Source organism: Streptomyces sp. NPDC048278 (assembly GCF_040652195.1).
Taxonomy (GTDB): domain Bacteria; phylum Actinomycetota; class Actinomycetes; order Streptomycetales; family Streptomycetaceae; genus Streptomyces.
Map to the genome: position 1 here is coordinate 163,922 of NZ_JBEZLP010000005.1, position 15,056 is coordinate 178,977.

A 15,056-nucleotide genomic window follows, 5' to 3' on the forward strand; every position below is an offset into this window, starting at 1 on the left:
CGGCGTTACCCGCGGCCCGCGGTCGTCCGGCACCGGCCCGTCCCCGGACGACGGGACTCCCTACCGTCACCGTCCCGGCCGACCATGGCCAGAACCGCCGTGTCGTGGGTCCGATGGTAGAGCCCCAAGTTGCCGGGATGTGAAATCTCGCCACAGTCATAGTCCATGCACAAGCGGGGACCCGCGACCTCTGGACGCCATCGCGAGCCCGGAGTTATGTGGCATAGGTGGGAAGTGCGAGCGCACGGCACGGGGGCCACGGAATCGGTCAGTGCGTATCTCTCTGCGGATTGGGGCGCTTACCTATGACACCTACGCTCGTGCGGCACCACCTTTCTCACGCGGGCTCACCACCCCGTGTGAACCTGGGCGCACGCGCGCGTGACTGGTCCGAGATCCAGGAGCGGATGCTGGTACCGCTCTACGAGACCGTCCACGAGCGACTCGAAGTGGGCCCGGCCACCCGGCTGCTCGGCCTGCGCTGCGGATCCGGTCTCGCCCTGCTGATGGCGGCGGCCAGAGGGGCCGCGGTCACCGGAGTCGACTCCTCCCCCGAACGGCTCGCCCTCGCCCGTGAGCGCCTGCTGCCCGACCCGGCCCCCGGTGCACGCGCGCGTGGGCGTGCCGCCCGGATGATCGTCGAGGGCACGCCCCGGGACGCGGCGGACGCGCAGGCAGCGGCGTACAACCTGATCACCGCCTTCGACCCGATCGGCTGCCTGGCCGGCGACGCCGGACTCCTCGGTGACCTGCTGGCCGAGGCGACTCCGCTGGCGGAGCGCGGGGCGGCCGTGGTGCTGGCCGGCTGGGGTCCGCCGGAGCGCTGCGCGACCTCGTCCGTGCTGCGGGTGGCGGCGAGATTGGCTGATCCTTTGCGGAGCGCGGGGAGTTGGCGCCCGACGCGCCGGGACGATCTGGAGGAGGTCGCCCAGCGGGCCGGCCTGCGGATCGACGGGTCCGGGCGGGTCTCCTGCCCGTTCGGGTACGCCGACGCGGACAGTGCGGTGCGGGGGCTGTTGTCCACCGGGCTGTTCGACGCGGGGATCCTGGCGACCGACGAGGAGCAGGTCGGCAAGGAGCTGGCCGAGGCGCTGCATCCGCATCAGCGGGCGGACGGCACGGTGTGGATGCCGAATGTGTTCCGGTACCTGATTGCGCGGGTGCGCTGACACCGGGTCTCGGCCGCCGTGTCCGGGTGCGGCACCGTGGGGGCTGGTCGCGCAGTTCCCCGCGCCCCTCTGGGGCGCTCAAGCGAGGGCGCTCGAACGCGGGGCGCTCGGATGCGGGGCGCTCAGGCCTCGTCCAGGTCCTTGGTCAGGCGGGTGATGCCCGCGATGCGGTAGGCGTCCGCCTCCTCCAGGGTCTCGTTCTCCAGGAGGGCCTGGGCCAGGGCGTCCAGTTGGCCGCGGTGGTCGACGAGTTTGCGGCGGGCCTCGGCGTAGCACTCGTCGACGATGCGGCGCATCTCGGTGTCGATGGCGTCGAGGGTCTGGGGTGCGGCGGCGAGGCCGTAGGCCTGCTGGGCGTCGCTCGGGAGGGCGGAGAGGCGGCCGACCTCCTCGCTCATGCCCCAGCGGGAGACCATTCCGCGGGCGATGTTGGTGACCTGCTCCAGGTCGCTCTCCGAGCCGGTGGTGATCACGCCGTAGACGACCTGCTCGGCCGCCATGCCGCCGAGGGCACCGATGATCCGGCCGCGCAGGTACTCCTCGGTGTACGCGTACTTGTCGGCGTCCGGCGTGGAGAGCGTGACGCCGAGGGCCCGGCCGCGCGGCACGATGGTGATCTTGCGGACCGGGTCGGCGCCGGGCTGGAGCATGCCGAGCAGGGCGTGCCCGCTCTCGTGGTAGGCGGTGCGCCTGCGCTCCTCCTCGGGCATCACCAGCGGCCGTTCGGCACCCAGTTGGACCTTCTCCAGTGCCTCCGAGAGGTCGGACTGGGTGACCTGGTCCTGCTTGCGCTTGACGGCGAGGAGGGCGGCCTCGTTGGCGAGGTTGGCCAGTTCGGCGCCGGTCATGCCCGGGGTGGTGCGGGCGACCTGGGCGAGGTCGACGCCGGGGGCGAGCGGGATCTGGCGGGTGTGGATCTCCAGGATGGCCTCGCGCCCCGTGCGGTCGGGGGGTGAGACCTGGACGACCCGGTCGAAGCGGCGGGGCCGGGTGAGCGCGGGGTCGAGGATGTCGGCACGGTTGGTGGCCGCGATGACGATGACGCCCTCGGAGCCGGAGAAGCCGTCCATCTCGGTGAGGATCTGGTTGAGGGTCTGCTCGCGCTCGTCGTGGCCGCCCATCGAGGCACCGCCGCCGCGGGCCCGGCCGATGGTGTCGATCTCGTCGATGAAGATGATGGAGGGGGCGACCTTGCGGGCCTCGGCGAACAGCTCCCGCACGCGTGAGGCGCCGACGCCGACGATCATCTCGATGAACTCGGAGGCGGAGGCCGAGAAGAACGGCACCCCCGCCTCGCCGGCGACGGCCCGCGCGAGCAGCGTCTTGCCGGTGCCGGGCGGGCCGGCGAGCAGCACACCGCGCGGCATCTTGGCGCCCATCTTCCGGTAGGCGTCGGGGTTTTTCAGGAAGTCGACGACGTCGTTGAGCTCGCCCTCGACCTCGTCGATGCCGGCCACGTCCTCGAAGGTGGTGCGCTGCTGGCCGGGCTCCAGTTCGACCGGCTTGGGCGGCGCCTTGCGGCCCAGCATGCCGCCCGCGCCGCCTAGGCCCGCGCTCATCCGGCGGGCGATGAAGACCCACACCGCGACCAGGATGATGATCGGCGCCAGTGAGATCAGCAGGTTGGCGAGAAAACTGCGGTGCTGGACGACCGGCTCGGCGGTGACCGTCACGTTGTGCTTGGTCAGGCTGGTCCAGAGGTCGTCGCCGGCGAAGGAGGGGCGCTCGGTGTTGAACTTGGTGTACTTCTGGCCGCCCTCGGGGTTCTTCTGCTCCTTCTTGAGCTGGCCCTGGATCGAGTCGCCCTTGGCGTAGATCTTCTCGACGTTGCCCGCGTCCACCTGCCTGCTGAACTCGGTGTACGAAATCGTCGGCTCGTTCTCCTGGTCGAAGTAGGACAGCACCAGGTTGGCCAGCAGGTACACCACAAGGGCGGTGACGATCAGCCGCCACCAGCCGCCGTGCATCCGCCGCCCGCCGTTCGGCGGCTTCGGGGGCTCCTCGGGAGCGCCCTCGGTACGCCAGGGCTGGTCGGGTGACTTGCGCGGCGGCGCGGGGTTGGTCATATGCGGACCGTACGACACGGACCAACCCCTGGCACCCGCACAGGTGAACTCAGCCCATGAACTTCTTGAACTCGTCCGGCAGCTCGAAGTCCTGAGCGCCCTGCTGCGGCAGGCCGAAGGCGCCGCCCTGGGCCGCGGCCTCGCGGCGCTGGGCCTCCTCCAGCTCCTGCTGCTTGCGCTTCATCGGGTTGCCGGAGCGCTGCTTGCCCTTGGCCTGCTTCGGCTGCTTCTTGGTACGGCCGGGGCCGCCGCCCATGCCCGGCATCCCCGGCATGCCCGGCATCCCGCCGCCCTGCGCCATGCGGGACATCATCTTGCGGGCCTCGAAGAACCGCTCGACGAGCCCCTTGACCGCGCTGACCTCGACACCGGAGCCCTTGGCGATACGGGCGCGGCGCGAGCCGTTGATGATCGTCGGGTCCTGGCGCTCGCCCGGGGTCATCGACTTGATGATCGCGGCGGTGCGGTCGACGTCCCGCTCGTCCAGGTTGTTGATCTGGTCCTTGATCTGGCCCATGCCCGGCAGCATCCCGAGGAGCTTCGAGATGGAGCCCATCTTCCTGACCTGTTCCATCTGGGCCAGGAAGTCGTCCAGGGTGAAGTCCTGGCCCTTCTTGGACGCCAGCTTGGAGGCCATCTTCTGGGCCTCTTCCTGGCTGAACGTCTTCTCCGCCTGCTCGATCAGGGTGAGCAGGTCACCCATGTCGAGGATGCGGGAGGCCATCCGGTCCGGGTGGAACGCGTCGAAGTCGTCGAGCTTCTCGCCGTTCGACGCGAACATGATCGGCTTGCCGGTGACCTGGCGGATGGAGAGCGCGGCACCACCGCGGGCGTCACCGTCGAGCTTGGAGAGGACCACGCCGTCGAAGCCGACGCCGTCGCGGAAGGCCTCGGCGGTGGTGACGGCGTCCTGGCCGATCATGGCGTCGACGACGAAGAGGATCTCGTCGGGCGAGACGGCGTCCCGGATGTCGGCCGCCTGCTGCATCAGCTCCTGGTCGATGCCGAGCCGGCCGGCGGTGTCCACGATCACGATGTCGTGGACCTTGGACTTCGCGAACTCGATGGAGTCCTTGGCGACCTTGACCGGGTCGCCGACGCCGTTGCCCGGCTCGGGTGCGTAGACCGCGGCACCGGCGCGCTCGGCGACCACGCTGAGCTGGTTGACGGCGTTGGGGCGCTGGAGGTCGGCGGCGACGAGCAGCGGGGAGTGGCCCTGCTCCTTGAGCCAGTGGGCGAGCTTGCCCGCGAGGGTGGTCTTACCGGCACCCTGGAGACCGGCCAGCATGATCACGGTGGGCGGCTGCTTGGCGAACCGGAGCCGCCGGGTCTCGCCGCCGAGGATCGTGACCAGCTCGTCGTTGACGATCTTCAGGACCTGCTGGGCCGGGTTGAGCGCCTTGGAGACCTCGGCGCCGAGCGAGCGCTCCTTGACGTTCTTGATGAACGTGCGGACGACCGGAAGGGCCACGTCGGCTTCGAGCAGCGCGATGCGGATCTCCCGGGCCGTGGCGTCGATGTCCGCTTCGCTCAGACGCCCTTTGCCGCGCAGATTCTTGAAGGTCGCTGAAAGGCGGTCGGAGAGAGTGTCGAACACGGCGGCGTCGGTCCTCGGAGTCGGGGGCGGTGAGCGTCTTCCAGGGTATCCGGCCGCGCAAGGAAGTGGTCCCCGCCGTGCACGGCCGTGCGATCAGCCCCTCAGGGTCTCCTCCAGCTTGCGCGCCACGGAGGCCGCCTCCTCCGCGGGCAGCGGCGCGTCGTCGGTGCCGGTCACGTAGAAGGCGTCGACGGCGTTGGAGCCGAGCGTGCTGACGTGCGCGCTGCGCACCCGTACCTCGGCGTCCTCCAGCGCCCGTCCGATCCGGAACAGCAGGCCCGGTGCGTCCTGGGCCCTTACCTCGAACACGGTGGCGTGCCGGGAGGCCGCGGAGGCCACCGTGACGCGCGGCGGCGGGGCCACCCAGCCGCGGCGCCGCGGGTAGGCCGCGTCCCGCTCCGCGAGGCGCCCCGCGATGTCCAGGGAGCCGTCCAGGGCGCGGACCAGGTCGGCGCGGAGCCGGGCGGCCTGCGGCAGGGAGCCGTACTCGGCCGCGACCCGCCAGTCGAGCAGCAGGACCGTGCCGTCGTCGACGTCGTTGGGCAGTTGCAGGGCGCGCAGCTCGGCGGTGCGGACGGTCAGGCGGTGCACGGCGAGCACGCCGGAGACGGCCGGGAGCACGCCCGGCTGGTCGGGTACGGCGATGAGCAGCTCGACGCCGAGCGGTTCGGGTTCGCCTGCGGGCTCGTCGTCGGTGGCGGCCGGCTCGGTCTGGGCGCGCAGGGCGAGGACCGGGGCGCCGGTGCGGAAGGCCTCGATGGCCAGCCGCTCCTGCTCGGCCGTGGGCGCGCCCGGCTCGGGCTCGTCGGCGCCGTCCCCGGCGAGGACGGCCGAGACCCGCTTCACCAGGTCGGTGACGAGCGAACCGCGCCAGGAGGACCAGGCCGCCGGTCCGGTGGCCAGCGCGTCGGCCTCGGTGAGGGCGTGCAGCAGCTCCAGGGTGCCCTGGGTGCCGACCGCGTCGGCGACCAGGCGGACCGTGGCCGGGTCGTCCAGGTCGCGCCGGGTGGCGGTCTCGATGAGCAGCAGGTGGTGGCGGACGAGGGTGGACAGGACCGCCACGTCGGCCCGGTCGAAGCCGATCCGGGCCGCCACGTCCTTGACGATGATCTCGCCGGCCACCGAGTGGTCGCCGGGCCAGCCCTTGCCGATGTCGTGCAGCAGGGCGGAGACCAGCAGCAGGTCGGGGCGGTGGACGCGGCGGGTGAACTCGGAGGCGCGGACGGCGGTCTCGATGAGGTGCCGGTCGACGGTCCAGACGTGCACGGCGTTGCGCTGGGGTCGGCAGCGGACCCGCTCCCAGTCGGGCAGCAGCCGGGTGATCAGGCCCTCGGCCTCCAGCGCCTCCCAGACCTCGACGGTGGGGCGGCCGGAGCCGAGCAGGGTGACCAGCTGCTCGCGGGCCTCGGCGGGCCAGGGCGTGGGCAGGGGGCGTGCGGTGGCGGCCATGCGCCGGACGGCGTGCAGGGAGAGCGGGAGGCCGGCCTGGGCGGCGGCGGCTGCGGCGCGCAGCGGGAGCACGGGGTCGCGTTCGGGGCGTGCGGCGCGGGCGAGGACCACCTCGCCGTCCTGCTCCACGACCCCTTCGGCGAGCGGGGAGCGCTCGGTGACCGGCTTGCCGCCGCCCAGCATGGCGCGCAGGCGCGGGCGGACGGCGCGTGAACGCAGTACGCGCCCCACTTCACGCCAGGTGACGTCACTGGCGTACGAGATGACGCGGGCGGACTCGTAGACCTGGCGCAGCAGGGTGTCGGCGTCGAGGAGGTCCAGTTCGGCGGCGACCTGGTCCTGCTCCTGGAGCGCGAGGCGGTCGGTGGCGCGGCCCGTGGTCAGGTGCAGGGCGTCGCGGACGTCGAGGAGGCGCCTGCGGGCGTCGGCGAGGCCCTCGCGCGGGGCGTCGGCCAGCCAGGAGGCGGCGACGGCGCGCAGCGCGGTGGCGTCGCGGAGGCCGCCGCGGGCCTCCTTGAGGTCGGGTTCCAGGAGGTACTGGAGCTCGCCCTGGCGTTCGGCGCGCTCGGCGCACAGCTCCTGGAGTTCGGGGAGACGTTTCGGCGCCTGGTTGCGCCAGTCGGCGAGGATCGCGGTGCGCAGCCCGGAGGTGAGGCCCAGGTCGCCGGCGATGTGCCGGGCGTCGAGGAGGCCGAGCTGGACCTTGAGGTCCTCGCCCGCGGTCCTGCGGGCCTCGGCGGGGGTGCGCACGGAGTGGTCGAGGGCCAGGCCCAGGTCCCAGACGGGGTACCAGAGCCGGTCGGCGACGGCGGCCACCGCGCCGGAGTCGGCGGCGTCGTGCAGCAGCAGGAGGTCGAGGTCGCTGCGTGGGGAGAGTTCGGCGCGGCCGTAGCCGCCGACGGCGACCAGGGAGACGCCGCCCCTGATGCCCTCGGTGGCCGCCGCGAACAGCCCGGTCAGCCATTCGTCGGTCAGCTCGGCGAGGGCGGTACGGCGCGGCGGCCCGGACCGCGCCCCCTCGGTGAGGAGGCGCAGCCGGGCCGCCGCGTAGCCGCTGGGTCCCGTGTTCTCTGCGTCGTTCCGAACTTCCGTACCCGTCACCCAGCGACTCCTGCCTGTATTCAGATGGTTCTGTTCTACAGTGCGTCCGGTCCGCGCTCGCCGGTGCGGACCCGTACGGCGGTCTCGACCGGGAGCGACCAGACCTTGCCGTCACCGATCTTGCCGGTGCGGGCGGCCTTGACGATGACGTCGATCAGCTGCTCGGTGTCCTCGTCCTCGGCCAGCACCTCGATGCGGATCTTGGGCACCAGGTCGACCGTGTACTCGGCACCACGGTAGACCTCGGTGTGGCCGCGCTGCCGACCGTAGCCGCTGGCCTCGGTGACCGTGAGACCGTGGACGCCGAAGGCCTGGAGGGCCTCCTTGATCTCGTCGAGCCGGTGGGGCTTCACGACGGCGGTGATGAGCTTCATGCGTCCACCTTCTTGCTCGAACCGGCCAGGGCCGAGGCGGAGACCGCGCCGATGACACCGCCGCCCGTGCCGCTGAAGTCGTATGCAGTCTCGGCGTGCTCGGCCTGGTCGATGCCGGAGACCTCCTCGTCCTCGCTGACCCGCATGCCGATGGTCTTGTCGAGGAGGAAGGCGAGGACCGCCGAGGCGACCAGGGAGTAGGCGAGGACCGCGCCGACACCGGCGAACTGCTTCCACAGCTGGGTGAAGGAGTGGTCGCCGTAGAAGACGCCGGTCGCGGTGGACTGGCCCTTGCCGGTGGCGAAGAAGCCGATGAGCAGGGAGCCGATGATGCCGCCGACCATGTGGACGCCGACGACGTCCAGGGAGTCGTCGTAGCCGAACTTGAACTTCAGGCCGACGGCCGCGGCGCAGGCGACACCGGCGATGGCGCCGACGGCGATCGCGCCGAGCGGGGAGACCGCACCACCGGACGGGGTGATGGCGACCAGACCGGCGACCGCGCCGGAGGCGGCACCGAGGGTGGTGAACGCGCCGTGCCGGATCTTCTCGTAGGCGAGCCAGGCGAGCATGGCGGCGGCGGTGGCGACCTGCGTGTTGACGAACATCAGCGCGCCGACGCCGTCGTCGTTGCCGAGCCAGGAGCCGGCGTTGAAGCCGAACCAGCCGAACCACAGCAGACCGGCGCCGAGCATGACCAGCGGGAGGCTGTGCGGGCGCATCGGGTCCTTCTTGAAGCCGACGCGCTTGCCGATGACCAGGATGACGCCGAGGGCGCCGGCACCGGCGTTGATGTGGACCGCGGTACCACCGGCGAAGTCGATCACGCCGAGCTTGTAGGCCCAGCCGTCGGCGCCCCAGACCCAGTGGGCGACCGGGACGTAGACGATCGTCAGCCACAGGGCGACGAAGAGCGCCCAGGCCGAGAACTTGACGCGGTCGGCGATGGCCCCGCTTATCAGGGCCGGGGTGATGACCGCGAACATCATCTGGAAGACCATGAAGACGAAGATCGGGATGGTGTAGCCGTCCCAGAGCTCCGTCAGGCCGACGTTGCTCATGCCGAGCCAGTCGGAGTTGAAGCCGATGAAGCCGTTGCTGGAGCCGAAGGCCAGGGAGAAGCCGTAGAGCACCCACAGGATGGTGACGATCCCGATGCTGACGAAGCTCATCATCAGCATGTTCAGGGTGCTCTTGACGCGGACCATGCCTCCGTAGAAGAAGGCGAGTCCCGGCGTCATGAGCAGCACCAGGGCGGAGCAGATGAGCATGAAGCCTGTGTTCGCGGAGGACAGCTTGGGTGCCTCCGCGGCAAGCGTGATGGCGGCTGGTGCCATCGGCGTCTCCTCGTCGGTTGTACGGCCCCGTGCGGGTCGGAGCGTGAGCGGTCCGGTCAAGCGGGGGGTGGGCCGGTTATGCGCCATGAGATTGGCGCAGCGCGGTTTCGGTCGTTGCCCCTCGTTGTTTCGCCGGAGTGACGAAGGCGCCGCGCGTGTTACGCCTGGATGAACTACCGGATTCCGGGCTCGCTGATCGTTATCGTGACGCAACCATTGCGAGATCAAGCGCAACCATCAATTGAGGACCCCTACGGCGACCAGCCACGTCCGCGAGAGCGGCGCCGGTTTAGGCGCAAAAAGGAGAGCCGGCCGCGGTCGGCCTTCCGATGACCTGGCGTGGGGGAGCCGAGTCGGGCAGTTCGGGAGGGCCGGCCGCGGCCGGGGTCTGGGAGGTACCGGGGATCAGACCGCCTCGGCGGTCTCCGGGAGGTCGACGGCGAGCTGTTCGGTGAGGTCGATGACCGCGGCGAGGTCGCCGTGGTCACGGACGGCCGAGTCGACCGTCTTTCGAATACGAGTGTTGACGCGCTCGGAGCGCACCTTCTTGGCGATGCCCATGGCCTCGGAGGCCAGAACCGTGCTCTGCTCGGGTTCGCCGCGCAGCAGGTGCACGGTGGCCATGCCGATGAGGTTGAGCGCGTACGACCGCTGGTGCTCGGTGTCCTTCGCGAACAGTTCGACGGCCTTCTGCATCAGCGGCTCGGCCAGCGAGGCGTAGGTCGGGCTGCGGCCCGCGACATAGGCGAGGTCGCGGAAGGAGTGGCTGTTCTCGCCGTAGAGCTCGGCCTCGGAGAAGAAGCGGATCCAGTCGGGATCCGGCTCGTCCCACTCGTCGGCCTCGGCGAAGGTGTCCTCGGCCATCCGGACCGCGCGCTTGCACTTGCCGGGCTGGCCCATGTTGGCGTAGGCGCGGGCCTCCATCGCATACAGCATCGACTGGGTGCGCGGGCTCGCGCAGTCCCGGCTGCCGTACTGGGCGAGGTGGATCAGCTCCAGGGCGTCGTCGGGCCGGCCGAGGTGGATCATCTGGCGGCTCATGCTGGAGAGGACGTACGAGCCGAGCGGCTTGTCGCCGGCCTCCTTGGCCGCGTGCAGGGCGAGCACGAAGTACTTCTGGGCGGTGGGCTGGAGACCGACGTCGTACGACATCCACCCGGCCAGCTCGGCGAGTTCGGCGGCGACCTTGAAGAGCTTGCGGGCGGTGGCCTCGGGCTGGGGCTCCTGGAGGAGGTCGGTGACCTCGTGCAGCTGGCCGACGACCGCCTTGCGGCGCAGCCCGCCGCCGCACTGGGCGTCCCACTGGCGGAACATCTCCGTGGTGGACTCCAGGAGGGCCAGCTCGGGCTGGGAGATGCGGCCCGGGCGGCGGGGGTCGGCGGCCGGCTCGGAGGCCTGCTGCGGGCCGCCCGGCGAGGGGACCAGCCAGCGCTGCATGGGTTCGATGAGGGACGGGCCCGCCGACAGCACCAGCGAGGTTCCGAGGAAGCCGCGCCGCGCCAGCATGAGGTCGCTGCGCGAGAACTCGCTGAGCAGGGCCACCGTCTGCGGGCCCGTCCAGGGCAGGTCGACGCCGGTCGCGGAGGGCGACTGGCGGGCGGCCCGCAGACCGAGGTCCTCGACCGAGACGACACAGCCGAACCGCTCGGAGAACAGCTCGGAGAGGATCCGGGGGATCGGCTCGCGCGGGTTCTCCCCGTCGAGCCAGCGGCGCACCCTGGACGTGTCCGTGGAGATGTGGTTGGCGCCCAACTGGCGTGCTCTGCGGTTCACCTGCCGCGCCAGCTCGCCCTTCGACCAGCCGCTGCGCACGAACCACGAGTTGAGCAGCTCGTTGGGGCGCTTGTCGGTACTGGTCGCGGTCGCCCCGCTTCCGCCGTTGCCGCCCACTGGAACGCCCCCATCCCTGAGACCACTTGATGCCGGATGCGCCAAGCCCTATCAGAATGCCGGTAAATACGGCTGCCCGTCCGGTAGTTCTCACCCTTCGAACGGGATCCCGAGTTGCCTCCGGCATACCCACGAGTGCAAGTGCCCCCAGGCCTCGTGCACTCAAAGTAATCCTACGATCACTGCTCCAGCCACGGCGATCCCGGAAACGCCACCATTCGCCACCCCTTCGAATGAACTCACGATGCCCTTGGCGCGATTCACTTGACATAGGACGGCCAGGAGTAGGCGGAGCGGTGTACTCAGGGGCGCACATGCCCAGGTGCACCACCCGGAGAGCTTCGGAGCGCTGCCGTGACCTTGCGGTCCGGAGGGAAGGCGGAGCCGTAGCGTCACGTTCCGTTTCCGTCTCGTTCCGTGTCGTAACCACCGGCGCGGCGGACCCGTTGGAGGGGGCATGGGCTTCACGATCGGCGGCATTCGCGAGATCCGCTCCGGCACGCGCCGGCGGGGTCGTTCATCGGACTGCACCGCCGTCGCCGAGTTCACCGGACTGTGGGGCTGGGACGTGGTCCCGGGCGCCCGGGCCGCGGCCGGGGCGTGCTCCTGCGGACACGCCGACTGTCCCGCGCCGGGAGCGCATCCGCTGGACTTCGCGCCCCAGGTGCCCGCGGGCGCCACGCTCGACGAGGTCACCAAGGCCTGGGGCGAGTTCCCCGGCGCGGCCGTGATGCTGCCGGTCGGCTCCGCGTTCGACGTGATCGAGGTCGCCGAGCCCGCCGGGCGCCGCGCCCTGGTCCGCCTGGAGCGGATGGGCCTCCCGCTCGGCCCGGTCACCGCCACCCCGGACGGCCGCGCCCAGTTCCTGGTCGCCCCCGGCGCCACCGCCGAACTCCCCGGACTGCTCTACCGCATGGGCTGGGACGACCCGACCTCCCTGGACCTGCGCGGCCTCGGCACGGGCACGCACATCACCGCCCCGCCGTCCGACCGGGGCGGCCTGGGCCCGGTGCGCTGGCTGCGCCCGCCGGCCCTGGACTCGGCGACGAGGCCGCCGGCGGCGAGGCTGCTGCTGGGGACCCTGGCCTACGTGGCCCACCGGTCGCGGGCGTAGCCGCGGCGGACCCGGACGGCCCGTACGCCGAAGCGCCCGCCCCCGGGACCGGATCCGGGGAACGGGCGCTTCTCACGAAGGCGGGTGGATCCACCCGGCTAAGGTCAGTCACCGATAAGGGCATCCACGAACGCTTCCGGCTCGAACGGCGCCAGGTCGTCCGCGCCCTCGCCCAGGCCGATCAGCTTGACCGGGACGCCCAGTTCGCGCTGGACCGCGATCACGATGCCGCCCTTGGCGGTGCCGTCCAGCTTGGTGAGGACGATGCCGGTGATGTCGACGACCTCGGCGAAGACCCGGGCCTGGACGAGGCCGTTCTGCCCGGTGGTGGCGTCGAGGACGAGCAGCACCTCGTCCAGCGGGGCGTGCTTCTCGACGACGCGCTTGACCTTGCCGAGCTCGTCCATGAGCCCGGTCTTGGTATGAAGACGCCCGGCGGTGTCGATCAGCACGACATCCACCCCCATCTCCTTGCCCTCCTTCACCGCGTCGAAGGCGACGGAGGCGGGGTCACCGGCCTCCGGGCCGCGCACGGTGTAGGCGCCGACCCGCTCGCCCCAGGTCTGGAGCTGGTCGGCGGCGGCGGCCCGGAAGGTGTCGGCGGCGCCGAGGACGACCGTACGGCCGTCGGCGACGAGGACGCGGGCGAGCTTGCCGGTGGTGGTGGTCTTGCCGGTGCCGTTGACGCCGACGACCATCACGATGCCCGGCTTGCGCTCGGCGGGCTCGGTCTTCACCTCGCGGTCGGCGTCGGTGCCGACCAGCTTGAGGAGCTCCTCCCGCAGCAGGGCGCGCAGTTCCCCGGGGGTGCGGGTGCCGAGCACCTTGACGCGCTCGCGCAGCCGGTCGACCAGCTCGGTGGTGGGCTGCACGCCGACGTCGGCGGTGAGCAGGATGTCCTCGATCTCCTCCCAGGTCTCGTCGTCGAGGTGCTCGCGCGAGAGCAGCGTGAGCAGCCCCTTGCCGAGGGCGGTCTGCGAGCGGGAGAGCCGGGCGCGCAGCCGGACCAGCCGGCCGGCGGTGGGCTCGGGGATCTCGATCTCGGGCGCTTCGACCGCGGGGGGCTCTTCGACGGCGACGGAAGCCGAGCCGTCGGGAAGGTCGACCTCCTCTATCGTCCGGCGCGGTTCGTCGCGCGGCGTCTCGGCCTCGTCGCCGACGTGCGGCTCGGCCGGGGGCGCGGTGATGTCGGGCGCGGCGGGGGGCGGCGGGGGCAGCGACTTCTTGCGCCGGCTGCCGACGACGAGCCCGCCGAGCGCACCGAGCACGACCACGGCGATGACTACAGCAAGGATGACGGTTTCCATAACCCGTCCAGTATCCATCCCTCCCCCGCGGCCGACTTTGCTCCCTCGCGCGGGAGTTTCTGGATGATCCTCCGAATACGGATGCCCCTTTTGATGGCATTAGCCGGTTTCACGTACGATGACTGCCTATGAGCACCACCGCCCACCACGACGGCCCGCTCGAACATCTCGAAGAGTCGCTGGAGCACCACGGCCTCGAAACCCGGGGCATCGAACCGGTCCCGGACTCCGAGCGCACCGGCACACCCCGCGGTCTGCTCCCCACCTGGATCGCCGCCAACATCACCGTCCTGCTGGTGACCGTGGGCGCGAGCCTCGCCGTGTCGTTCGGGCTGAACTTCTGGCAGTCCCTGGTGGTCGGCGTCGCGGCGCCGGTCGTGTCGTACGGCCTGGTCGGCCTCGTCGGCATCGCCGGGAAGCGTGGCGGCGCACCGGGCATGGCGCTCTCCCGGGCGGTCTTCGGCCAGCGCGGCAACCTGCTGCCCGGGGCGCTGATCTGGGTCGCGCGCTGGGGCTGGGAGACGATCAACGCGGTGACCGGCTCCTACGCCGCGCTGACCGTCCTCCACATCCTGTTCGGGATCGGGAGCAGCACCGCCCTGGTCGTCGTCACGCTCCTCCTCTTCGTGATCGCCACGTTCGCGATCTCCGGCATGGGCATCAGGGCGGTGCGGTACTGCAGCCGGTGGGCGACCTGGCTGTTCGGCGGCTTCTCGCTGCTGGTGCTCGGGCGCCTGGTCGCGGTGACGGACTGGGCCCGGGTGTTCGGGCAGCCCGCCGGTCCCACGGCCGCGATGGTCGCCGGGGCCGGGCTGATCGCGGCCGGCGGGATGAGCTGGGCGCCGGCCGCGCCGGACTTCACACGGTATCTGCCGGGTACGGCGTCCTCGGCGGCGATCGTACGCAACACGGTCGGCGGTGCCGGGATCGTCGTACTCCCCCTGGTCCTGACGGGCGCGGTGACGGCGTCCGGTACCCCGGACCTCGCCAGGGCGGCCGACCCGGTCTCCTTCCTCGGCGCGATCCTGCCGCTCTGGCTGGGGGTCCCCTACCTGCTCATCGCCCTGGTCGGGATGGTGCTGATCAACGCGATGTCGATGTACTCGGCGGGCTTCACCGCGCAGACGCTCGGCTTCCGGGTGCCCCGCCCCTGGGCGGTCTCCGTCAACGCGGTCATCTCGCTGGCCCTCGCGGCCGTCCTGATGCTGGCGGCCACCTCCTTCATGGCCTCCTTCACCGCCTTCCTGTCGCTGCTGGCGGTGGCGTTCTCGGCGTGGGTGGGGGTGTTCGGGACCGACATGCTCCGCCGCCGGGAGTACGACGCCGCGGCCCTCCTCGACACCACGCGCACCAGCGCCTACTGGTACCGGGCGGGCTTCTCCCCCGCCGCCGTCGCGGCCTGGGCGCTCGGCCTGGCGGCCGGGCTGCTTTGCACCACCTGCGACTGGTTCACCGGGCCGCTCGCCACGAACAACCCCGTCGGCCGGTACGGCCTCGGCTGGATCGCCACGATCGCCGTGTCGGGCCTGCTCTACGCGGTGCTGCCGAAGCCGGCGGTGGTACCGGCGGCGGCCGGGAAGCCCGCACCCCTGGCTGTCTGACGCACCGTCAGCTACTGTCCCCGCACACCCGCCCGGCCAGCCAAGGTGAAG

General features: G+C 71.5%; 10 protein-coding genes. 3 read left to right on the top strand and 7 right to left on the bottom strand.

Annotation, left to right across the window (positions count from 1 at the left end; translation table 11 throughout):
* The first annotated feature begins 305 nt into the window (after positions 1 to 305).
* A complete protein-coding gene (locus AB0D74_RS11515; protein WP_362583475.1) occupies positions 306 to 1,169 on the top strand; it encodes a class I SAM-dependent methyltransferase in 864 nt (287 codons plus the stop codon).
* A gap of 122 nt (positions 1,170 to 1,291) precedes the next feature.
* On the opposite strand, the gene ftsH is transcribed toward AB0D74_RS11515, so the two are convergent.
* The 6 genes from ftsH to AB0D74_RS11545 form a co-directional block, all read right to left on the bottom strand.
* A complete protein-coding gene (gene ftsH / locus AB0D74_RS11520) occupies positions 1,292 to 3,235 on the bottom strand; it encodes an ATP-dependent zinc metalloprotease FtsH (RefSeq protein ID WP_362583478.1) in 1,944 nt (647 codons plus the stop codon).
* A 49-nt stretch (positions 3,236 to 3,284) separates the two neighbouring features.
* Positions 3,285 to 4,832: a signal recognition particle protein gene (gene ffh, locus AB0D74_RS11525; RefSeq protein ID WP_362583482.1), complete on the bottom strand. Its 1,548-nt coding sequence runs from the start codon at positions 4,830 to 4,832 to the stop codon at positions 3,285 to 3,287.
* A gap of 93 nt (positions 4,833 to 4,925) precedes the next feature.
* A complete protein-coding gene (locus tag AB0D74_RS11530; RefSeq protein WP_362583485.1) occupies positions 4,926 to 7,382 on the bottom strand; it encodes a [protein-PII] uridylyltransferase in 2,457 nt (818 codons plus the stop codon).
* Between the two features lie 35 nt (positions 7,383 to 7,417).
* Positions 7,418 to 7,756: a P-II family nitrogen regulator gene (locus tag AB0D74_RS11535; RefSeq protein WP_362583488.1), complete on the bottom strand. Its 339-nt coding sequence runs from the start codon at positions 7,754 to 7,756 to the stop codon at positions 7,418 to 7,420.
* Positions 7,753 to 9,093: an ammonium transporter gene (locus AB0D74_RS11540; protein ID WP_362583491.1), complete on the bottom strand. Its 1,341-nt coding sequence runs from the start codon at positions 9,091 to 9,093 to the stop codon at positions 7,753 to 7,755. Before AB0D74_RS11540 ends, AB0D74_RS11535 begins: the two co-directional genes overlap by 4 nt.
* Positions 9,094 to 9,498: 405 nt before the next feature.
* Positions 9,499 to 10,983: a hypothetical protein gene (locus AB0D74_RS11545; protein ID WP_362583494.1), complete on the bottom strand. Its 1,485-nt coding sequence runs from the start codon at positions 10,981 to 10,983 to the stop codon at positions 9,499 to 9,501.
* A gap of 457 nt (positions 10,984 to 11,440) precedes the next feature.
* Between AB0D74_RS11545 and AB0D74_RS11550 the strand changes: the two genes are divergently transcribed.
* Positions 11,441 to 12,097, top strand: a complete 657-nt coding sequence (locus AB0D74_RS11550; protein WP_362583497.1) for a bifunctional DNA primase/polymerase — start codon at positions 11,441 to 11,443, stop codon at positions 12,095 to 12,097.
* A 104-nt stretch (positions 12,098 to 12,201) separates the two neighbouring features.
* Here the strand turns inward: AB0D74_RS11550 and ftsY are convergent, their stop codons facing one another.
* Positions 12,202 to 13,404 carry a signal recognition particle-docking protein FtsY gene (ftsY, locus tag AB0D74_RS11555; RefSeq protein WP_362583500.1) on the bottom strand — a complete coding sequence of 401 codons (1,203 nt, stop codon included), beginning with the start codon at positions 13,402 to 13,404 and terminating at the stop codon, positions 12,202 to 12,204.
* 128 nt (positions 13,405 to 13,532) lie between these two features.
* On the opposite strand from ftsY, the gene AB0D74_RS11560 reads away from it, so the two are divergent.
* Positions 13,533 to 15,005, top strand: a complete 1,473-nt coding sequence (locus tag AB0D74_RS11560; protein ID WP_362583503.1) for a cytosine permease — start codon at positions 13,533 to 13,535, stop codon at positions 15,003 to 15,005.
* Positions 15,006 to 15,056: the final 51 nt, after the last annotated feature.

What these genes read in the sequence shown, in the direction of transcription:
- ftsH (WP_362583478.1), bottom strand. Translation starts at nt 3,235, where the DNA reads ATGACCAACCCCGCGCCGCCGCGCAAGTCACCCGACCAGCCCTGGCGT.
- AB0D74_RS11535 (WP_362583488.1), bottom strand. Translation starts at nt 7,756, where the DNA reads ATGAAGCTCATCACCGCCGTCGTGAAGCCCCACCGGCTCGACGAGATC.
- AB0D74_RS11560 (WP_362583503.1), top strand. Translation starts at nt 13,533, where the DNA reads ATGAGCACCACCGCCCACCACGACGGCCCGCTCGAACATCTCGAAGAG.
- AB0D74_RS11515 (WP_362583475.1), top strand. Translation starts at nt 306, where the DNA reads ATGACACCTACGCTCGTGCGGCACCACCTTTCTCACGCGGGCTCACCA.
- AB0D74_RS11550 (WP_362583497.1), top strand. Translation starts at nt 11,441, where the DNA reads ATGGGCTTCACGATCGGCGGCATTCGCGAGATCCGCTCCGGCACGCGC.
- AB0D74_RS11540 (WP_362583491.1), bottom strand. Translation starts at nt 9,093, where the DNA reads ATGGCACCAGCCGCCATCACGCTTGCCGCGGAGGCACCCAAGCTGTCC.
- ftsY (WP_362583500.1), bottom strand. Translation starts at nt 13,404, where the DNA reads ATGGAAACCGTCATCCTTGCTGTAGTCATCGCCGTGGTCGTGCTCGGT.